The following is a 21,766-nucleotide window of genomic DNA, read 5'->3' on the forward strand; positions in this document are numbered from 1 at the left end:
CAGTTATTTGCCCATAAGTGCGGCAGCGCACCACAGATAGGGTGCCTGCCCGTGCAGATCTCCCGCGTTGCGCGGGCGGTTACGATAGTGCTGCTGATCATTCTTCTTGCCTGTTCCGATACATACTTCGGTTACATTATTCCGTTCATCGATATACGAAACCATCGCCAGCCAGGCTTTTTTTGCTGCCGGGGCATATTCAGCTGCATCTAACCAGCCCTGCTGAACACCTCTGATGAATGCATAGGTAAACATTGCTGTCCCGGAGGTCTCCGGCCAGAAATCTGCTTCATCGATCAGCTGGTTCCACATACCGTTTGGCCGCTGATAATTTTTCAGGCTGCTCATCATTTTAAGATATCCCTCCATAATGCGTGGGCGGTCTTTGTGATCCCGGGGCAGTTCGCGCAGCAAGTCCGCCATGCCTACTGCCATCCAGCCATCCCCCCGGCCCCAGTAATACGGAACATCAGGAGCATGAAAGAACAAGCCGTTGGGGCGCTGCAACGCATCTAAATAAAGCACCATTTCTTTTGCTGCCCGGTCCAGGTATTTATGGTCGCCGGTAACTTTGTACGCTTCGTTTTGTACTACCGTAATCATATACATATCATCGATCCACATACGTGTTTGCCAGGAATACCCCTTTTCCGCCCAGGTTTTTTCCTGCGACTTTGCGTGCGCCGGTAGCTCCCACTGCGTATCGGCGTAGGTTAACCCCATTTTCCGGTAACGTTCGTCTTTTGTTGCCTGATAAAGTTTCAGCGCAATGCTGCCAAACATATTGTAGTCCACATGATTCATGGGCGGCAATAACGCTTTTTCTTTTGTAAAAAGTGGCTCGAATTTATCCTGTAATAATTTGATCAGCTTCCGGTCATTTATTTTCAATGCAAGGTCCAACGCTCCGTTCCAGGAACAAACTTCCGCATAGTGGATATACTGCCCCGCATACAATTCATGCCGGCCATCTACGAAGTGATAAGCCAGACGCCTGCCTATTTCTTTCGGCTCAAAGCCTTTTGGGAAAGCGGTCAGGGAACTACGCTGGGCATACAAAAACTGAAAAGAGAGCACCGTCAGCAGCGCTAAAAAAAACTTTTTGTGCATGATACTTTTTTTATGGGTCTTATTAAATTTATCTGATCTTTACGCGAACCGGCAAACAAACCCTTCTATGGCATCAACCGGCTTCGCTGCATGAACGTCGCACACCAGGAGGATCATTTTCCGAAAAGGCATGGAACAACAGGCTTCGAGGTTTACTTCCATCATTACCGCCCCCCGGTTATTCTTTATACCGGAAGGTCGATACTTCTGCAAGTCCGGGCTGTTTTTGACTGTCATAACCGGATTTTGGCACCAGCCTGAAGTAACGGAACTGTTTGCGTTGTGGCAGATCGATGAATTGCCGCAGCAGGTTAACATCATTCAGCGTAAACGAACCCAGACTTTCCCATGCGTGATTGTCATTGCCGGCGAATAGCTCCATTTCTTTTATTTTGCGGTCTCCGTCTTTTTGAGAAATAACAAACCCGTCTACAGTTGCAATTTCACCCATGTCCACTGTTATCCAATGGTCCGGGTAATCCGTTGGATCCACCGAATAGCGGGTAATCCATATGGTGGTCAGGTTATCATCAATAATAGAGGCCCCCAGGCGGCCGTTGGCGGGCTCTTCTGAGCTGACTCCGGCAACAGACCATTTGCTTTTGCCGTGTATATAGCGCCAGGGCTCTCCTGATGGCCGCTTCTGCTGTGTGGTCATACTTACAGGAAGACCAAAGTTGGGCGATCCATCCGGGTTCCAGGTAAACCGTTGTATGCGGGGACTGCGTCCGCCGGAGGCGCCCTGGTTGGCCACCGACCGGGCGTGATAGATGATCCAGTCTTCCTTGCTATCGGGCGATTTAAAAAAGCCGTTATGTCCCGGCCCGAAAACACCGCCTTCTGATCTCATGGAAAAAACAGGATGTGCTTTTTTTGACCAGTCGTCCGGGTTCATAGGGTCTCCTCCCTCTTTCAGGGTCAGCTGCCCCAGACAATAGCCGTCTGACCAGTAGCCGCTGCCCGAATAGATGAGGAACACCCGTCCTTTGGGATTAACGAGCACCTGCGGGCCTTCGTTAATGGGATTGCCATTTTTTTCCCAGGCAAAACCGGGTGTTGCAATCATTACTTTTTCACTGGCGATGGTCCACGGATTGCTCATCTTTGCGATATAAATATGCTGCGGCGGTGCTCCGCCATTGCCCCCCGACCAAATCATGTACTGTTGTCCATTGTAGCGAAGTATGGTGCCATCGATAGCCCACATATTGGTCGGGTCGGCCAGTTTTCCCTTAAATTCCCAATTGCCTTCTACCGGGGTAGGTGAAGTGTTTTCCAGCACATACATGCGGTGATTGGCATTGTCACCGTCATCGGCGGCAAAATAAAAATACCATTTGCCATCTATTTCATGCAGCTCCGGCGCCCAAAGGTTTTTTGAATACGGACGACCGGCCGGCGGGGTCCACACATCATACCGGCGCGCCGACGCCAGTTCCGATAAATTCCTGGTCACGAGGATCACCAGTTTACTGCCCTGTGTATAGGTGTAGTAGTAGGTTCCGTTTTTTTGTGTCACCCAGGGGTCCGGGCCGCCCGGCATTACCGGGTTGCTGAACGTACTGTCCAGGGTATAAACCCACCACTCGCCCTTGGGAATCTCCGGCTCCTGTGGTTTTTCGGGTATGGGGTCGTAATACGGTTGTTTTGTTTTCTGACAGGCGTTCGATAGTAATAAACACCCAAGGATGCATCCCGTTATTAGAAATTGTTTCATTGTTTGTACTTTTTACTGATGCTAGTTAGGGGCTGTATTTTACCAGTCAATGGCCTGATCTTCGTCCGGTATCAATATATTCCGTTGCCGCTCCATAGTCATTGTCCCTTCAGCCCGGTACCGCACCGGTGTGCCGGGCATGGTGGTAATATCATCATACTTATACCGCAGGTTTACGGTGCAATATTGCTTTACCAGGTATTTTTTGGTAGGATCTACTGTTTGGGTAATCTTATAGGTGGGCTGCCCCAGCATTTCAAAATGGATGGCGTCATTGGTGGCGTAAACGTTTAATGCGCCTACTTTATCGCCGTTGGCCTCCGTTACAGGTTCCAGAAACTCCATGACAATTTTATATGCGCCGCGCGCTTCAGATTTTTCTTCGGTGACACCCGCATAAAAGAAAACCGATTTTTCGTCCACCACCCATGCCGTACGGGTACTTGATACCAGGGGATTGGTGGTTTGACCATCCAGGTATACGTTCATCGAGGTAGCAGAGTAATTACCTGAATAATCGTTAAACGGTATCACATTCAACAGGGCTTTCCGCCATCCCTTCCGGTAGTTGGAAATATAGGAAGGATCATCTATAATGGTAAGTGGCAGTACATAACGCTCCACCAGGTCTAAGTTGTCAAACTTAAATTTCACCGGATAGTTCACCGCACTGGATCCTTTGGGGATAAAACAGGTTGGTGAGGGCAGTTCAAAAAACTGACCGGGCAACTGTTTAAAATACAGATCGGCCCGATGCTGGAACTTTTCACGGTTGTAAATACCCAGTGTATCATTATCCACTCCTACTTTAACCTGTATATCCTGATGACTGGGTTGCGACCCGCTTACAATCACCGGCAGGTTATAGATCACCTCGCCGTTTTTATTGTACCGCAGGTAAACCGGGGAAACGCCCTCACTGTTTAACCGGGCTTTAAAAGAAACCATCTGTATATAAAGCTCATCTTTCCACTCATTATTACAAGCGCTGAACACAAGGCTCAATGCTGCTGTCAGGATGTATATGCGTAAACTTTTCATTCGTTTATTTTTTTATCTGGCACCCGCCTCACCAGACGGGCAGAGACGTTTATATAACAAGATCCAACCGTTTTTAAATTAATCAAATGAAGGCCAGCCGGGTGCCTGGGTCAGGCGCTTGTTTTTCTTCAATTCATCCCAGTCGACCGGCCAGAAGTACATTTTCCTGGAGAACGTAGTTTGTAAGAGCGGTACGCGTATGGGCGTGTAAAAAAGAGAGGCCTGATCTCTGGTCATAAAAGTATTAAAGCCGTATATCTGCTCAGCCTCATCCCCCGGTGCGTCTTTCCAGCGCCGCAGGTCATAGTAGCGCTGGTTTTCACCCAGCAGTTCCACCTGCCGTTCATGTTTTATTTTTATACGCAACGCTTCCCTGCTGTTATATACAATCATATCATAATTGGGCACGCCCGCGCGGATGCGTACCTGCCCGAGGGCTTTTTTCATTTCATCTGTGTTCCTGGATATGGCATGGGTGGTGTTACCGTCCCATGAAGGAATATTGTAGGAGCTACCCAGCTCGTTGAGCGCTTCGGCATACATCAGCAGGATGTCTGCATAACGAATGGCCAGGTCTACTTTTGGAAAGATCCGCCCGCCGTTGCCACTGTTATTGTCTTTGGGATTTACAAACTTCATGATACCAATACCAGTGGGCAACCAGGTATCACCGTTCATATAGCCATTGAATTCACCACGATAATAGAAGATTTGCTGGTTGGTAACGGTGGGCAGGTTGTTTACCGCGCTGGACATGGTCCAAAGTGCGCCGCTAAAAGCCACCGAAGCATAAAAGCGCGGCTCACGGTTGGCAAACTCTTTCCATACATTGGCCAGCAACGGCTTAAAGCTGTTTACTTCATCGGGCTGTACAAACATGTTAGCCCCGTATTTGCTCCGTATTTCCTGGCGGTCAAAAGGCGTTCCGTCGTTCATAGCGTAGGCATCGCACTGCTTCAGGGTTAGACCGTGCGAATTATAACCACCCCCGGTTTTTGGCATCTGGAGTCTTGCCAGGGCCATCACGCCTCCTTCTGAACTGATCTGGTTATCACCCCTGGTAAAGATCATTTCCGGATTTTCAGAAGCATACAGTTCTCCATTGAACAATGATCTGTAAGATTCGAAGGGATCAATATCGGCCCAGCCATCGGGAAAATTCTTTTCAGAATATTCAGCATGATATGGGGGAGGAATCGTGGCCGGATAGTCCGTGGTTCCCCGGGTTTTGAACACCGCGGTGTACAATTTATACGTGCCCAGGTCGATTACGTCCTTGCAGGCCGCTGCTGCTTTCGCCCATTTTTCTTCGTTATATTGCTGCGCAATTAATGCGTTCCCCTTATCGTTGGTAAAATCGGCCATTTCGGTATTGCCGTTTGCCAGCGGGCTTGCAGCAAAAAGCAGTGCTTTGGCACGGGTAGCCAGTGCGGCGCCACGTGTTGGACGGGCAATATTGCGGTTGTCCCGCTTCAACGGAAGATCCTTTGCGGCCAAAGCCATTTCCCCGGCGATATAATTGGCCACTTCGTCGTAGGTATTACGGGGGTACGACAGGTTATCATAGCTGTCATCATAGTTTACGCCTTTATCGGGCATAATCGGCACCGGGCCATATTTGCGCAACAACAGCCAGTACAGGTAAGCGCGTACGAACCGCGCCTGCGCTTTATAACCCGCTACTTCCTTTGCAGTGAATGTGCCGCCCTCAGCCATGCGGTTAATCATGACCGACGCCTGGCGGATGCCGCCATAGGATTGCGACCAGGACTGAAGCCAGGTGTGGTCGTATTCCCCGAATTTAAACCTGCGGTACCGGTCACCATTGCCTCCGCCCGACTCGTTAAAGTACATATCGTCTGAATAATTGGTAATGTTATTACCGGTGTTCCCCATTTCCAGGTTGTTATTCAGTAACGCATTGTAGGCGTTGGCGAGCCATTGTTCGGTATAATCCTTGCTGTTGAAGATGCGCTCCTCGCTCTGGCGGTCATCAAAGTAATGTTCCACGCTGAGATATTTGCGGCAGGAACCTAAAGAGGCCATTACTCCTGTCAGGAATATGCCTATTATGATCTGTTTTTTCTTCATGGCCTTTTATGTTAAAGGTTTATGGTTAACCCCAATGTAAATGTTTTAGCCAGCGGATATGCCTGGCCGTTTGTGCTGTTCATTTCAGGATCCCACATCTTAAATTTTGAAAATGTAAGCAGGTTGGTGCCCAGGAAGTAAACACGCATTGTTTTTATGCCCATCCGGTTGGTAAAGATCTTTGGAAAAGTATATCCGGCATCCACCGTTTTTACCCGCATGTACGAGCTTTCACGCAGCCAGTAAGAGGAAGCACGGTAATTGTTGGCACTTCCGCCATAGCTCAGCCTGGGATAGCCGGCGTTAGGGTCTTCATTTTCACCCAGGATCCAACGGTTGGAGGTTACCACATCTGTAAGGATATTGCCCCAGTCGCCCTGGCTGAAAGGATATACGGTAAAGCCATTGATAAAGAACGACGACTTGCCGGCTCCCTGGAACAGTACACTGGCATCAAAACCTTTCCAGTTGGCAGACAACCCAAAACCGTACACAAGGTTGGGATAGCGGGTGGCGCCTACGGCCACGATGTCATTGTCGTCAATAGTACCATCGCCGTTGATATCCTTGTATTTGATGTCGCCGGGGGCAACCCTGCCAAAATTCTGGGTCGGGCTGTTGCGGATATCTTCATAATCTTTAAAAAGCCCAAGGGCCACCAGTCCCTTGTTCTGATTTACCCTAAATCCGGCACGGGTGGTGTAGGGGTAATTGCTATACTGTTCATCGGCTTCCAGGATTTCATTCCGGCTGTAGGTCATGGTACCGCGCGCGGTCAGGTTCAGTTTGTTAATCTGCTGTGAAAACTTCAATTGTCCGTCGAAACCTTTCGATAGGGTAGAGCCTACATTGGCCCGGGGATCCTGCCCCCGAAGGCCCACTATATCCGGAATGTATTGCCGCTCCATGTAAATCCCATCGCGCTGCTCATGAAAATAATCGAGGGCACCGCTGAACTTATCGCCAAAAAAAGAAAAGTCAAGCCCGAGATCATGCTTTGTTGACACTTCCCAGGTAATGGTATTGGATGCGATCCTTGAATAGGTAAGACCGGAGTATGCATTTCCGCTTTCGAGATCGCCCCAGTTATATCCGCCGGCAGAATCGGTAAACGAAGCAAGATAGGGAAAGCGGATCGGCTGATTATCGCTGCCTCCGATATAATCGTTCCCCACTCTTCCGTATGAATAACGGATCTTGAACATATCCATCCATTTCAGGTGATCCTGGATGAACTTCTCTTCGGCTACGTTCCAGGCACCGGAAACAGCGGGGAACAGCCCGAACTGATGGCCCGTGGCAAAGTTTTCAGAACCGTTGTATCCAAAGTTAACATCGAAGAAATACCGCGACTGGTAACCATAGGTAAACCGGCCGGCCACACGCTGGTTACGACGTTCTATGCCTTGCATAATATCGGTGCCATAATTGGAGGTATTCACTTTTTTCTCCTGGGTATATTGCAATATGCCTCCCAGGGTATGCTGTTGAATCGTTTTAGTATAGTGCAACTCTCCCTGTAAGGTTTCGGCCCGGTCCCCGCTAGCTTCAGACCGCTGAGTAAGCAATTGTTCGGTAATGGTACGCCTTAGCCGGAGATCCCCGTTGGATTCCCGCTGCCGCTCGGCAATCCAGCCCTCCGGCCATTTCATCCGGCGGATATAGTTTTTGTTGTTATTATCGTAACCGAAACGCCCTACAAAGCGCAGGCCGGGCATGATAAATTTAAGGTTTTGCTCCAGGGTCACATTGGTCTGGATCTTGTTTTCCCAGTTTTCAATATAGCCCTGTTGGGTAATAAGCACCCAGGGGTTCTGCTTTTCGGCGCCGCCACGGGAGGCTACCTTACCGTTAGAATATTTAATGGGAATGGAAATCGGGTTTTGTCCCATCAGTGAGGCCCATATTTCGTTGTAGGTTCCCCCCGGCAGGTTTTGTTTGCCCAAAGAACCGCTTATCCCCACCCGCACAAGGGTTGTTTTGGTAAGGTTCATATCTACGTTGGCGCGGTAGTTCCATCTTTTATAATTGGCGTTGGTGTTGTAGCTTTTCAGGTTCTCATCGGTTTCGTACATGCCACCTTCATTGATATAGCTGCCGGATACAAAGTAACGGGCCAGGGCACCGCCGCCGTCAAAATTGAGCGAGGTGCGCTGGGTAAACGCGCCGGGCTTCAGGAACAGGTCCATCCAGCTAATATCAGGAAAGAGGTCAGGATCCAACTGATTCCGGATCAGGGTAAGATCCTCAGGGGAATAGAACGCCTCCTCGTTCCGGGTGATGCGGGCTTCGTTCATGAGGCTGGCGTAGGTATACCCATCTACAAATTTAGGTGTAAACGTACGGGTATTGTAGGAGGCTTCGTATTTACCATTGATACTAACCTTATCCATCTTCCCTTTTTTGGTAGTAATCAACACCACTCCGTTTGCTCCGCGGGAACCATATATAGCCGTGGTGGAAGCGTCTTTAAGCACGGTAAAAGTTTCGATGTCCTCTATGTTTATTTCGGTGAGACTTCTTTCAAAACCATCCACCAATACAAGGGCGGATGTACCTGCGCCAAAAGTTGAGATACCTCGTATCCAGAACTCGGAGGAGTTACTGCCTGGCTGCCCGCTTCCCTGCATGGCCAGCACCCCGGACACGTTACCCGCGAGTGCATTGGTAATGCTGGAAGTGGGTGTTTTAAGCGTAGTAAGATCAACTGTAGTAATGGCACCAGTCACCGTGGCCTTTTTCTGCCGGCCCAACGCCGTTACCACAATTTCATCCATGGCCTTTTGTTCCGATGCCTTTAATGTTACATTTATTTTCAAGGCATCTTTTATCAGGATCTCCTGCTGTTCGTAGCCCACGTAAGAAAATACCAGCCACTGGTATTTATTAGCGTTTATCGTATAGGCCCCTTTTTCGTTGGTACTGATACCCAGCCCGGGCTGATCCTTAACGGCAACGGTTACACCCTGCATCGGTTCATGCTGCTCATTGAGCACCGTACCGGTAATAGTAACAGCCACCTGGGTAGTATCCTGCGCATAGGCGCCGGCAGCAATGCCAACAATCGCTATCAGTATAAAAACAATTTGTCTCATTAATCGGTATTCAGTAATTGCCTGGCAGTTTCATCCCTAAAACCTGGGGGACTTCGTTCATCAAGACAATTGGTTAAAAATAAAGATGATCAACAGTGGTTTTTATTCTACGGTTATAGTACGGATGCGTTTATTGTCGCGCTCCGCGATATAGAAGATTTTACGTTCCGCGTCATAATCAATTCCGGTCGGATCTGCAAAACGAGCCTCCTTCCTTGGGTCGCCGTCGATATAACCTTTAACGCTGCCATCGGGTGTGGGACTCCCCTTGCCTGCAAACGTGCTCACCACCCCGGCGGGCGACAGTGTACGGATGCTTTGATTGTTCTGGTCGCAGAAATAAAAATCATATTCATCCGCCTGCCCGGCATAAGCCGGGTTTTTTACAAATACACCCTGGTATCCCCTGCCGATCCTCGCCGAAGTGCCGATAGCATCCACATCGCCTGCAGTGGCGCTGCCGGCAAAGAGAATAGGCGGCTCCAGTTCCCTCGTCTGCCAATTGTAAATGCTTTTATAAATGCGGGTAAATGATACGATATAGGCATAGTCACCGGAGGGATGGAAAAAAATCAACGAAGACTGGTTGGTACTGCCGCCTACCCTGAACAGTAATTTCGGGGTTAGCTCCCCGGTTACCGGGTCCGGTATCGCTTTCTTGATACCGATGCCTTGCAGGCCATTATAAAACATCTCGTTGGTTACCGGATGCGGAGCTGTGGAAAAGCAGGCCGGGTCATAAATATAGGGATGTACACGGCGATAGTTTTCCGAACGCAGGGTATACGCCACTGCAACCTTGGTTCTGCTGGTAAGATTTCCGTTGTCGTCTGAAAGAAACAATGTGTCTTTGTTAGCGCTAAGCGTGGTGGTCTGCATCTTGGTAAAGGCCGCCTGTCCGTTGGTAATAAGGGTTGATACCATTTGTGCATTCAGATCAACTCTTCTTACCGCGCGATCCAGCTCTGTTACAAACAACACATTGCTTTCCGGTTCGTAGGTTACCCAGGCCGGGTAAGAAAACCGGGCATTTTCAAAATCTCCATCCACGATGGAAGAGTTGCCCAACTCATCCACATTACCCACCAGTGTACCCACCGTGGTACTTTTGATGTAAGTGAAGACATCCTTAAATGTATGCGCTACCGGCGTAGCAGAGCCGCCATCTATAACCACCCGTACCTGCCCGGTATTGGTTTGACCGGGAACCCAACAATAGATCTGCTTTCCATTAGCGCCTACTACTTTGAGCTCCTTGTCGCCGATATATACATGTATCCTGGAAACATCGGTCCCAAAATTATCTCCATAGATATAAAGGCGGGTTCTTATGGCACCCTGCTTTGGTGAAAAATCAGTAAACACCGTGGGTTTTCCCGGATCATAATTATCCGTCCTGATTAAATCCTTGTCTTTGCAGGCATGAAAAAAACTGCCGAAAAACAGCAAGAACATGAAAAAGCAATGTTTTCTTTTTTGAAATTTCATATGGCGTTATCTCGTGTTTATAAATCAATATATGGCTGGGCGGACCTGCATCCGCAATACACTATTTTTGAATCTCCTGGATTTCAATAAACAGTTCTTCTTTCGTTAAGCCCTGAAATAAAACTTCAATTACAAACAATGCGTCTGAGCAAAAAAGGCAAGCTATTTCAGTTAGCTTCATTATCGAACAAAGGAAATAAATACACCCGATATATTCTGTTCAACATTTTGTCGAATCGTTCCAAAATCGCCAACCGCAATCCTGCAGGATGCCGCGGGCGCCATACAGCTATCGGTTTTTTAAAACAAAATCTTTGAAAAATGCGGCGTTTCCGATATCTCCTTTCGAAACCAATCCCACACGCAGGGCCCGGTCCCAGGGAGGGAGGTAATAAATATCCGCCGGCAGGTTATTTAATGTATGAAACTTCCTGCCATCCATACTGTACGTAAAAAAAGCCTGCGTATTATTTACCACCTTCACTTTAAATACAAGCCGCACAGGCCTATTGATCTTCTTTTCTGCCAGCACCTCCGCTTTATCCTGCTTTAATTGCGTCAAACGTAGCATACCGTTGTAAAGGGTTGCAGCAACCATATTCCGGTCATCACCAATCAATGCAAGTCCGGCTGCTGAAGAAGATTTACCAAGCAGTGTCACCTGTGCTTCATAATCGGAGGTTAAAACAGATTGACCAATATAGGCGCCGCAGGCAACAGGCAGCGCCTGCAGCTTCAATGTATTTCCGGCAACCGAGCAGTTCACTTCCCGGAAGATGCTCCAGTGCCAGTTACCAGCCAGCCGGTCTGCTGAAAAATGATCGTTAATGGTATGACTCATTACTGCTTCTGTCTCATCGGGTTGATTCAGGAAGCGCAACCATCCATCGGCAGTAAATTCAAACTCGTTTAACAGGCCCTGCCGCCCGGCGTATACATCGCTGCCGGTGCTATATGCATGATACAGGAAATAAAACCGGCCATCTTTTTCAACCGGGGTTCCATGTCCCGGACATTTCCATTTGCTATTTCCAATCAGTACCGGGTTCCCCGGGTATTTTTCCCAGGGGCCATACAGGCTTTTTGAACGGGCCACTCCGGTACCATAGCTACAGGTTCTGCCGCAGCATGCCGCACCGGCATAAAACGCATAAAAATAATCCCGGTGCCTGATTACAGACACACCTTCCACCAAGCCCCGCTCCCAGGGCATATCAGCCCTGAATAGTTCCCTTTTTCTTCCAATCAGGCCCGTCCGGTCCTCTTTCATTTCGGCTGCCCAGATAGGAGTCGGTTTTCCTGCGCTATTCCCATCTTCTTTCCACAGGATATGCAACTTTCCCTTTTCATCCCGTACAGGAAACGCATCGATCGATCCATCCGCCTCGCACATTAAAGGTCCAAGATCACGATACGGACCTTCCGGCTGGTGAGCAACGGCTGCAGCAATACACATACTTCCTTCTTTCTTACGTGCAGCATAATAAATGTACACTTTACCGTTGTCATAACTAATTTCCGGAGCCCACATATAATAGCCGGCCCAACCCGGCATCTTTGTAAAGACGTGCCCTGCAGCCGTCCAGCTTACAAGATCCCTGGAGCGATACAACGTAAACGCCGGGAACCAGTTTGAAGTGGTACCTGCGGCCCAGTATTCATCGCCTATTTTAACCACGGAAGGATCGGGGTGATCGCCCGGTAATACCAATTGCTGGGCATTTGAATAAATGGCAAGAATGAACAAAAAAAACAATAGTGGCAAACGCATCTCAAATATTTCTAACGCTGAATTGAACAATTTCTCCAGGCATTACACCCGGATGTAAAGTGCAGCGAAGAAAATAAATACCGGCGGATTATTTTGTTCAATATTTTGTCGAATCGTTCCAGGCTACCCGAAATAAAAGCTGCAGTTTTCAGGGTAGCGCATGCCAGGCGATTCATAGTACAGGCAGGTAAGCCCCATACCGGCAGGCCGATAAAAAGGCGCCGGTAAAATCTGGGCACAACTGCTTTTAATGGTTCTTTAATTGTACAACCGTTGATCTGTAGTGCAATAAAAGCTACGCCGCTTCGTTTTACCCGTGTACTTTTTTACCAGTTGCGCTCCGCATTTCGGGCAAATGCGTTTTGTATGCACCAGCCAATGTTGCTTTAATACAAATGCGCGTTTCCACTCCAGGAATTCAAAGCTGTAGTTCCGGGCCTCTGTGATCACTGCATTTAGTTTTGTAGAAGGTAAGCTTCCTACCAAGCTTTCCGGCTGCACCCCGATCCTGAACAGCACTTCATTTTTGATGATATTTCCTACTCCCGAAAAAACATCCTGCTCCAGCAAGGCATCGCAAACCATCATATCAGGCAGTTGCTTTAATTTTTTTCTGGCATGGCCGGCATCCCAGTCGCTGCCTAAAACATCGGCCTTCCAGTCGATCGTCTCCAGGAATGCATTTTCCACCAGCCTTATGGCACAGGTATAAAAATACATGGCACCCGTTTTAAAAAACAATGCCAGGCGCAGGCTTTTATCCGGCTTTGTTTGTTCGTTAACACTATAGGAGCCAAACATGAGTAGATGGATCCTGACACTTACAGTATCCAAAACAAGGAAGGTTTGCTTTCCAAAGGTTTTTATTTCAATCAGCTTTTTTCCTTTCAGCACTCCCATATCTATTTTGGCATTTCCCCGCGCATTGGTGATCCGTGCACCTGCAAACGGTTGCAGTACTTCTTTCATCAATAATATGGATGGACCTTCAGGCAAAGCGGCTATTTCTTTAAGGGAGGCTTTAAACCAACGCTATTTCAGGTATCGGGAGCAGACGAACGTCCGGTGATCGCCCGGATGCATATGCTGTCCGCTCCCGGGTTGTTCCCGCTCTTCGACCTGCTTTCTTCTAATATGCAGAATTGACCGGGAACAACGGAGCTACAGGCAACAGACTTTGCCAGCCCTTTCCACCTGAAAGACGATGCGCTTCTTATTCTTCCAGCGCCTCTATGTTAACGCTGTTTTCAGCAATGCTGGTCAATGTTTCATCGGCTTCTTTTTCTTCCGCCAGCGTCTGATCCAGCAGATTCGCTACATCGATCAGGCGCAGGGTTTTGGCCAGTACCGAAAGCCCTCCATAGGTTGCGATTTCATAATGCTCTGTTTTTTGTGCCGCAAGAATAATTCCAACATCCCGTGTGGCAGTTCCGGCTTCCGTATCCTCAAGCACACTGGCTCCTTCCTGTGCCAGCCCTTCCATGGCTTCGCATTTTTTTGCCTGCGGCCGTTTATCCAGTAACTCAAAAACCTCTTCCAGTCTTGAAACATGCGTTTTGGTTATTTCCAGATGTTCATTAATTGCATCTTTTAAAGCTTCAGATGCGGCACCCTTCGCAAGCTTTGGCAATGTTTTTACCAGGTGTTTTTCCGCCCAATAGATGTCTTTTATTTCATCCACAAATAGCTCCATCAATGCCGATTCCGCTTCAGACATGTTCCCGTTGTTTTTTTGAGACCGGGTTGTTTTTTTTTGTGTCGATTTCTTAGTAGCTGCCATAATTCCTGTTTTTTATTTTTAGATATTTGATTTATCCGGGATCTGTAGAAACAAAAGCTCAGGCCCTGCGTTCAAACGGGTAAACATCTTTTATATACTGGTTGAAATAAGTACCCTTACTTGAGGCCGTCTTCAATTCCTGGTATATGGTTTCGGGCACCTCATAGTAATCATATACTGCCCCGGAAACAAAACGGATCTTCAGTGTTTTTGTTTCAGCATGATAATTGAAGTGTGCAATAACGGTGGAAGGCATGACTCCTGTTTTTCGGCTGCTTAATACACCTCTTATGCCCATCCAACCAAAAAAAATGCCGATTTTAAAAGCGTTTACAGTCAGTGCTAACGTTACCGGACCGTTGGTAAAAATTTCTGGAACAGCTTTCCGACCTACACATCAAAACGCGCTATTTCATTTATGAGCGGATAAACTTTCGGATTGTTCATTTACCAGGCCAATCAACCTTCGGGCCGTAGCACCTGCAGAAAGCGGGTTCTGCCCTGTTACCAGCAGGCCATCTACTTCCACATGGCTCACAAAAGGCAAGGCTGCACTACGAAAATCCGCACCCAATTCCTTCAGCCTGGTTTCCAGTTTATAGGGGATATGATTGGCGCGTAATGCCAGCACTTCTTCCTCATTGGTGAACGCGGTAATTCTTTTGCCGGCCAGCAATGATGGTTTTAGCTCTGCAGCCATGATCAATGCAGCCGGACCATGACAAACCGCACCAACCGGTTTCCCGGCTGTCAAATAATGAAGGATCAGCCGTCCGCTAAGCTCGTTTGAAGCCAGGTCCCATAACGGGCCATGTCCGCCGGGGTAAAAAACCGCATCATACATAGTCGGATCTATCTCACGCAGCGTATACGTATTTTCGAAAGCAGCCTTCGCCACCGGATCGTCGATAAAGCGCCGGTTGGATTGGGTAATATTCTCTGTTACGGTACTTAAAGGGTCCACCGGCGGTTTTCCCCCATCAGGGCTGCATAAGGTTACCTGCCAGCCGGCATCCGTAAACTCATAATACGGGTCGGTAAACTCACCCAGCCAAACGCCGGTGGTACTTTCCGTATTTTCCATTCCCGCATGGGAAGTCAGCACCATCAATATACGATTCATTAAAGTAGATTTAGTGTAGCGCCTGGTTAGAAACGGCCCGGAACTTATTTTGTCTTTTTCAGTGCTTTAACATGTTCAAGATGCGTTCTTAATACCGGGAGTGTTTTTACAGCAAACGCCTTGAGATCGCTGTCCTGCACGTCTTTTTGAGCGTCTTCAAAAAGCTTAACGGTCTTTTCATGATCATCAACCATTTGTTTGATATAAGCTTTGTCAAAATCCGCTCCGCTTTTTGAAGACAGATCCGTCGCAACTTTCTGCTTTTCGTTATCCGGTGCTGCCGGCAGCGTGATGTTTTTTCCTGCGGCGATCATTTTTAACTCGTCGTTTGCTTTGGAATGATCCGTCACCATCATTTTTCCGAACGCCTTCACACTGGAATCAGCACCCCGGCTTTGCGCCATTTCGCCCAGCTGCACTTCTGCCATTCCTCCGTTTGCAGCATCTACGGCAAATTTTGCATCCTTCTCAGCAATGGCCGGAGCGGCACCGGCAGCGTGACTGCTGTCGATCATCTCCTCGTTTGTACTATCGGCCCGGGTTGTGGGGTCTTTTGACTGCTGGCCATTACAACTCCAGATCACCGCTGCGCTTCCAACGATCAGCAATTTCATTGCGATTTTCATATGCGATTATTTTAACGGGTTTAACCAAAATGATTTACAACTTACAAACACATAGTGGTATCAACAATTACCGTTCCTGAGTTATTTAAGGCGATTTCATGCTTTATTTCTCAAATTGTTGTTGACTATTAGGATCAATAAGGCAAAAAAAGGGGAACAATTTCCCCAATTCCAATATACCTTGGATTGCGTGGCATTTTTTCATGCTACCGGCGACGGCCGCCCAGACCCGCTCATCCGGTATGGTACAATGTTTGAAAATATTGATTCGTAGGGATAACAGCCTGCAATATGGCTTTAACGCCGCGCATGCAGCTACTGTTATATTATCCATCCAAATCAATGTTATGAATACTTTAAAAAAATACACGCTTATAACCGGGGGCAGCCTGGGCATCGGACGGGAACTTGCTCGCGTATTTGCAGAAAACGGACATCACCTGATTCTTGTGGCGCGCAGTCAGCAGGAGCTGGAAGAAACCCTGACAGCTTTAAGTCACACAGGGGTGGAGATCATTACCATTGTAAAAGATCTTTTTAATCCCAGCGCTCCTTTTGAACTTCATCGCCAAACAACCGAACAGAACCTGTATGTAGACATCCTGGTAAACAATGCCGGCCAGGGTTTGTACGGCTTGTTTGAAAATACCAATATCGACCGGGAACTGGCCATTATCCAATTGAATATCGCTTCGCTGGTAGTGCTTACCAAATTGTATCTCCAGGATATGCTGGCACAGGGCGGCGATGGAAAGATCCTCAACCTTTCATCTATTGCGAGTAAATCGCCCGGGCCCTGGCAATCCGTTTATCATGGCACCAAGGCGTTTGTTCAATCCTTCACGGAAGCGTTGCGAAGCGAGGTAAAGGACGAAGGCATTGTCGTAACCGCGTTACTGCCGGGAACCACAGACACCGACTTTTTTAACAAGGCTGGAATGACGGATTCAAAAGCAGTTCAGGATAAAAGTCAGCTGGCCGATCCGGCCATCGTAGCCCGGGATGGGTATCATGCGCTTATGAACAATGCAGATATGGTCATTTCCGGATTTAAAAACAAGTTAAATGTAGCCATGAATAATCTTACACCGGACGACCTTGCAGCGGATAAAATGAAGAAAAACCAGGAACCTGCAGGCTCATAGAGGATCGCGGATTCAACGCTCTCCGGCGTCGGCGATTGGAAGAAGCCGGCATTATACGCTGACCCTAATACCGGTTGTTGGGCATATTCCCCATTTCCAATACCAGCTTCCCGCCTTTTATGAGCTGTTGCCAGGGTATAAAAGGTGTATGCAGCTTTTGTTGATTCAGCAACAGGGATTGTACATAAATATGATTACTGTCATTATTTTTTGTTTCAATAACAAAATCGCCGCCGCTGTAAAACCTTGGGCTAAGCCGTATCCTGATGCGATCGAACAGCGGACTACCAATACCCATTTCCGGATGCGAACCGGTTAACCCTTTTACATCAAACAGGCCCACGGAAGCCATTACAAACCAGGCGCCCAGCTGCCCCTGATCTTCATCCTGGCCAAACCCATAGCCATGTACACCTCCGGTACCATAAAACTGGTTGCAGATCGCCCGTACCCATTTTTGTGTAAGCGACGGCCGGCCGGAAAAATTAAAGAGCCAGGAGGTGTGCAGGTTGGGCTGGTTACCGTGATTATAAATACCTCCGATACCTGCAAAGGCATCGATTGTGGCGCCACCGCCAAACATATTTTTTTGCGCGACCGTGAAAATACTGTCTAACCGCTTGTTGAACGTTTGCGCCCCCATTGTACGAACCAATGTTTCGATATCATGGGGTACGAAATACGTGTATTGCCAGGCATTACCTTCCTGGAACCCACGCCAGGGCTGGGACGGGTTGAAGGGTTCAACAAACCGGCCATTTGCCAGCCGGGGCCGCACCAGTTTTAACGCCGGATCGTATACTTTCTCCCAGGCTTTTGATAAACGCATCAACGTATCCTGGTCGTTTTTCTTTCCCAGCATCCGGGCCCATTGCCCTACGGCGTAACTGCTGAAGGCGTATTCCAGCGTGTGCGAAACCGAGAACTGCCAAAGTTCACTGCTGCCGGTTCCGGAATCCAGGTGGTTGACATATCCGTACCTCCGGAACCGGTCCAGGTCCATCTTTCCAGCTCCGAAGGGGCGGTGCTTCCATTCCAGCTCATTCTTCCGTGCCGCCTCATAAGCCAGCGCCACATCAAAATCTCGGATGCCGGCCATATAAGCCGATGCAAAAACAAGTCCTACAAAATTGGTACCCACACCCGAAACATAACGGCTGTTTGCTATGCCGTCGCCCAACCAGCCGGCATCTTTATATACCAGTAACTGGCTTTTGATAAAATCCGAATAATATTCCGGGTATACCAGCGCCCAAAGCTGTGCCAGGTTCCAGTAAATACCCCATACCGCGTCCGTGTTGTAATGCTGGTGCAGCGGCCGGCCATTTTTATCCAGCGGGATCTGCCCGGTGGTGCCGTCATTTTTTGGATAAGCGCCGTTTACATCACTGGCAAGCCCCCGCCCCAATACCGCATGATAAAGCCCGGTATAAAACTTTACAAGATCGGCTTTGCGCTTACCTTCTACTTCAATCCTGCCCAGGTGATCATTCCAGGTTGCTTTTGACTGTGCACGGGCCTCATCAAAAGAAAGCCCTGTGGCCTCCGCTTCGAGGTTCAGCCGTGCATTTTCAACCGATGTATAAGAGAGGCCCGCCTTAATGGTTACCGCCTCCTGTTCTTTGGTGGAAAAGCCAAGATAGACCCCGGCGCCTTTTCCCTTTGCTTCTTTTACGGATGCATGTATCGCCGTTCCGTTGAAAGCTCCGTAAGCACTGTATGCCTTATCAATCACTGCGGAGAAGTAAAGTGTCACCGATGCGCCAGGCTGATACTTTTGAATATACGCGGGCAGGGTGGTTACCCAACCTTCAATACGGCCATCCGGCATCACGCGTACATCGGCATCCTTTACAGGCCCGCTTTCTCCTTGTTGATTACCGATATCAAAGAGGATGTAGGCCTGTTCCGCTGCAGGAAAGGTATAGCGGTGAAAGGCGACCCTTTTAGTAGCGGTTAGTTCTGCACGGATACGATAGTCTTTGAGCCATACAGAATAATAGCCCGCCGTACTGATCTCATCTTTCCGATCAAAACGCGACCGATAGCCGCTATCCGGAGCTTCCCTTTTTCCTGGCACGGTTTGTAAGACCCCGGTAATGGGCGCAAACACGATACCGCCTATCTGAAATTCATGAAAATTCGGGAAGCCTTCGATGGAACTGTCGCGGTAATCATAGCCCGTTGCTTCCCAGCCACTGGCATTGCCATAGCTTCCATTGGTAGCCGGTCCGGGCTTTGCCATACCAAAAGGAAGTGCCCCGGGTGCATAATGAAACCAGCGGCAGTGTGCCGTACCGATTCCCGGATCTACAAACTGTGTAAAATCCTTTTGCGCAAGCGAGTGCTTGCCCAGTAAAACAAATACAGCGGTTATATAAACCGAAAGTAAAAATGAATGTCGTTGCACCTTTAAATCATTTATATAAACCAACCTTACCTGCCGGCAACCTCCTGGCTCAGCCAACTGGCTGCCGCGCCGTATAGTGCCGCCGCCTCTCCCAATACAGACCGCCGGATTGTTACAAGCGGAAACTGTTGGTGCAGGACCAGTTCTATTTCCCGTTGAAAGGCCTCATAGGCCCTGGTAATATTTCCCCCGATCACCACCGCTTCTGCTGGATTCATTTCTATAAAGCATTTTAAAAATGCACCCAGGTTCTTTCCAAATTCTTTAAACAGCAGCGGGATGTTTTCATCGGTTGCAGCACAAGCGGCAATCTCCTGTACGCCGTTCAGCACCCTTCCGGACAAGGCAGCATACCGCTGCACAAACCATCTTGTAGATAAATAGTCTTCAGCAATCCCTTCCCGGAACGGATGCTTCCACAGATCGGCGTTTTCTGCAATACCCTGTTTGTAAAATGCCGAGCCCAGGCCCGTTCCAAGGGTAATACCCAACACCTGGTCAAAACTTTCATTTACAGCACCGGCAAATATTTCGCCCTGGAGAAAGCAGGCGGCGTCATTTTTAATAAAGAACTGCTGCGGCACCCTGTCCAGTGCAGCAGCAAGTAATTGCTTTATGTTGAGCCCGTACAGCGCATCGTATTTTCCCTGGGCCGTCATCAGGCTCACGCCATTATGATAATCAAAAGGCCCCGGCATGGCTATACAGATCTTGGAGACCGTGGCATCCTGCATAGCAGCCTGCATACAGGCACTCCAGCTGCGAATGACCGGTGCGGCGGCGGCCCCCGAATTCACCGGCTTTCGCATCAGCGACGACTTGATGATCTGCCGTTTACCTACATCGATCAGTGCTGCAGTAATATGGGTTCCCCCGATATCAGCCGCCAGTACAAGGTTGTTCATTTTTTAAGACGCATTATATATTACCAGTCGGATCGCCGGAGGTTGCCCCTGATTTGGTGGCAGCGCCCTTCCATTCCGTTTCGATCTGCTCCAGCGATTTTCCTTTCGTTTCCGGAAGCAGGCGGAATACTGTGATGAATGCAATGATGCCAAAAGCAGAAAAGATCCAGAACGTCCCACCTGTGCCCACTGCTTTCAAAAGAACGGGCGTCACCTGCCCCACAATGGTATCGGCGATCCACATTACCATAATGCTGATGGCCATGGCCCTTCCGCGGATCTTACCCGGGAAGATTTCTGCGGCCACCACAAATTTCAGCGGGCCGATCGAAAAAGCAAAACAGGCAAGAAAGGCCATCACGCAGATCAGCAACCAGATTGAACCGGTAGCGCCCGTTGCAAAGCAAAAGCCGGTTAAGAATAATGCAATGGTTGCCCCCGCCGTGCCCCAAAGATACAAAGGTCTGCGTCCTGCACTGTCCACTTTCCACATGGCGATCAGGGTAAATATCATATTGGCAAATCCAAAGATCACCTGGCTTAACAGCGAGTTGCTCAACGATACACCGGCATTGCTCAGAATACTGGGGCCATAGTAAATGATCGCATTGATACCGCTGAATTGTGAAAACAGCGGAAGCAGGACACCCAGCAGCAATGCTTTCCGCCAGCGCGGTGCAAACAGTTCCCGGTACGAGCCTTCGGTGCCGGCGGCCTGTAATTGCTGATCTGCTCCCATTGCATCATCCGGCGAAATGGCATTGATAATAGCCCGTCCTTCTGCTGTTCTCCCCTGCTGTATCAGCCAACGGGGGCTTTCCGGCACCAGGAACAAACCCAATAAAAACAGGATGGCAGGTATGGTTCCCATTCCCAGCATTGCCCGCCACACTTCTGCGCCAAAGATCACTTCCATCCAATGGCCCTGCTCCTGTACCGCATGGCCGGAAGCAAAACGAACCAGGCCTGCATTGCTGAGGTAGGCAGCCAGGATGCCCAGCGTAAGCGCAAACTGGTAAAAGGTCACCAGACGGCCCCGGATCCGCGCCGGTGCTATTTCCGAAATATAGAGTGGTACTACGTTTGAAGCCAGACCGATGCCTACGCCACCGAGGAAACGGAATACGATTACCCCGGTTAAAGAAGGCATTACAGCACAACCCAGGGCTGATAAAAAAAAGAGCAGCGCTGCAATAAACAAGGGCTTTTTACGGCCCCAGCGGTCACTTAGCTCACCGGAAACTGCTACACCGGCAATACAGCCAATAAGTGCAACCGATACAAACCATCCCTCCTCAAAGGCCGATAGAGAAAACTGCTTCTGCAGGAACGGCAGTACCCCGGAAACCACGGCCATATCAAACCCGAAAAGAAAGCCGCCCAGGGATGCCACGAAGGTGATGGTAAGAATGGAAGATCGTTTAATAGATACAGGCATTGGCAGAAATTGAATCGTTCTGAATA

Annotated in this window: 16 protein-coding genes; 1 reads left to right on the forward strand and 15 read right to left on the reverse strand. The window is 48.8% G+C overall.

All coding sequences use genetic code 11. The annotated features are described in order from the left end of the window. Nucleotides 1-3 precede the first annotated feature (3 nt). The 12 genes from LL912_RS11360 to LL912_RS11415 form a co-directional block, all read right to left on the reverse strand. Nucleotides 4-1,110, reverse strand: a complete 1,107-nt coding sequence (locus LL912_RS11360; protein ID WP_235553689.1) for a glycoside hydrolase family 88/105 protein — start codon at nt 1,108-1,110, stop codon at nt 4-6. A gap of 178 nt (nt 1,111-1,288) precedes the next feature. Continuing rightward, a complete protein-coding gene (locus tag LL912_RS11365; RefSeq protein WP_235553690.1) occupies nt 1,289-2,827 on the reverse strand; it encodes a family 43 glycosylhydrolase in 1,539 nt (512 codons plus the stop codon). A 39-nt stretch (nt 2,828-2,866) separates the two neighbouring features. Then, nucleotides 2,867-3,868 carry a DUF4973 domain-containing protein gene (locus LL912_RS11370; RefSeq protein ID WP_235553691.1) on the reverse strand — a complete coding sequence of 334 codons (1,002 nt, stop codon included), beginning with the start codon at nt 3,866-3,868 and terminating at the stop codon, nt 2,867-2,869. A 78-nt stretch (nt 3,869-3,946) separates the two neighbouring features. Further along, nucleotides 3,947-5,959: a RagB/SusD family nutrient uptake outer membrane protein gene (locus tag LL912_RS11375; RefSeq protein ID WP_235553692.1), complete on the reverse strand. Its 2,013-nt coding sequence runs from the start codon at nt 5,957-5,959 to the stop codon at nt 3,947-3,949. An 11-nt stretch (nt 5,960-5,970) separates the two neighbouring features. Continuing rightward, nucleotides 5,971-9,054, reverse strand: a complete 3,084-nt coding sequence (locus tag LL912_RS11380) for a SusC/RagA family TonB-linked outer membrane protein (protein ID WP_235553693.1) — start codon at nt 9,052-9,054, stop codon at nt 5,971-5,973. Nucleotides 9,055-9,156: 102 nt separating this feature from the next. After that, nucleotides 9,157-10,542, reverse strand: a complete 1,386-nt coding sequence (locus tag LL912_RS11385) for an IPT/TIG domain-containing protein (protein WP_235553694.1) — start codon at nt 10,540-10,542, stop codon at nt 9,157-9,159. 289 nt (nt 10,543-10,831) lie between these two features. Beyond that, a complete protein-coding gene (locus LL912_RS11390) occupies nt 10,832-12,313 on the reverse strand; it encodes a glycoside hydrolase family 43 protein (RefSeq protein ID WP_235553695.1) in 1,482 nt (493 codons plus the stop codon). 258 nt (nt 12,314-12,571) lie between these two features. Then, nucleotides 12,572-13,309: a DNA-formamidopyrimidine glycosylase family protein gene (locus LL912_RS11395; RefSeq protein WP_406603607.1), complete on the reverse strand. Its 738-nt coding sequence runs from the start codon at nt 13,307-13,309 to the stop codon at nt 12,572-12,574. A gap of 217 nt (nt 13,310-13,526) precedes the next feature. Beyond that, on the reverse strand, nt 13,527-14,093 hold the full coding sequence (locus LL912_RS11400; protein WP_235553697.1) for a YciE/YciF ferroxidase family protein: 567 nt from the start codon (nt 14,091-14,093) through the stop codon (nt 13,527-13,529). Between the two features lie 58 nt (nt 14,094-14,151). Next, nucleotides 14,152-14,349 carry a KTSC domain-containing protein gene (locus tag LL912_RS11405; protein ID WP_235553698.1) on the reverse strand — a complete coding sequence of 66 codons (198 nt, stop codon included), beginning with the start codon at nt 14,347-14,349 and terminating at the stop codon, nt 14,152-14,154. 156 nt (nt 14,350-14,505) lie between these two features. After that, nucleotides 14,506-15,216, reverse strand: a complete 711-nt coding sequence (locus LL912_RS11410; protein ID WP_235553699.1) for a type 1 glutamine amidotransferase domain-containing protein — start codon at nt 15,214-15,216, stop codon at nt 14,506-14,508. Nucleotides 15,217-15,260: 44 nt separating this feature from the next. Next, a complete protein-coding gene (locus LL912_RS11415; RefSeq protein ID WP_235553700.1) occupies nt 15,261-15,842 on the reverse strand; it encodes a DUF4142 domain-containing protein in 582 nt (193 codons plus the stop codon). Nucleotides 15,843-16,189: 347 nt separating this feature from the next. Between LL912_RS11415 and LL912_RS11420 the strand changes: the two genes are divergently transcribed. After that, a complete protein-coding gene (locus tag LL912_RS11420) occupies nt 16,190-16,987 on the forward strand; it encodes an SDR family NAD(P)-dependent oxidoreductase (RefSeq protein WP_235553701.1) in 798 nt (265 codons plus the stop codon). Nucleotides 16,988-17,051: 64 nt separating this feature from the next. Here the strand turns inward: LL912_RS11420 and LL912_RS11425 are convergent, their stop codons facing one another. From LL912_RS11425 to LL912_RS11435, 3 genes are read right to left on the reverse strand one after another with little or no spacing between them, the layout of a single operon-like run. Continuing rightward, nucleotides 17,052-19,397: a GH92 family glycosyl hydrolase gene (locus tag LL912_RS11425; protein ID WP_235553702.1), complete on the reverse strand. Its 2,346-nt coding sequence runs from the start codon at nt 19,395-19,397 to the stop codon at nt 17,052-17,054. A 26-nt stretch (nt 19,398-19,423) separates the two neighbouring features. Next, the gene (locus LL912_RS11430; RefSeq protein WP_235553703.1) at nt 19,424-20,302 is read right to left on the reverse strand and encodes an ROK family protein; all 879 of its coding nucleotides are present in this window, start codon (nt 20,300-20,302) and stop codon (nt 19,424-19,426) included. A gap of 13 nt (nt 20,303-20,315) precedes the next feature. Further along, nucleotides 20,316-21,740, reverse strand: a complete 1,425-nt coding sequence (locus tag LL912_RS11435; protein ID WP_235553704.1) for a sugar porter family MFS transporter — start codon at nt 21,738-21,740, stop codon at nt 20,316-20,318. Nucleotides 21,741-21,766 lie beyond the last annotated feature (26 nt).

Source organism: Niabella agricola (assembly GCF_021538615.1).
Classification (GTDB): Bacteria; Bacteroidota; Bacteroidia; order Chitinophagales; family Chitinophagaceae; genus Niabella; species Niabella agricola.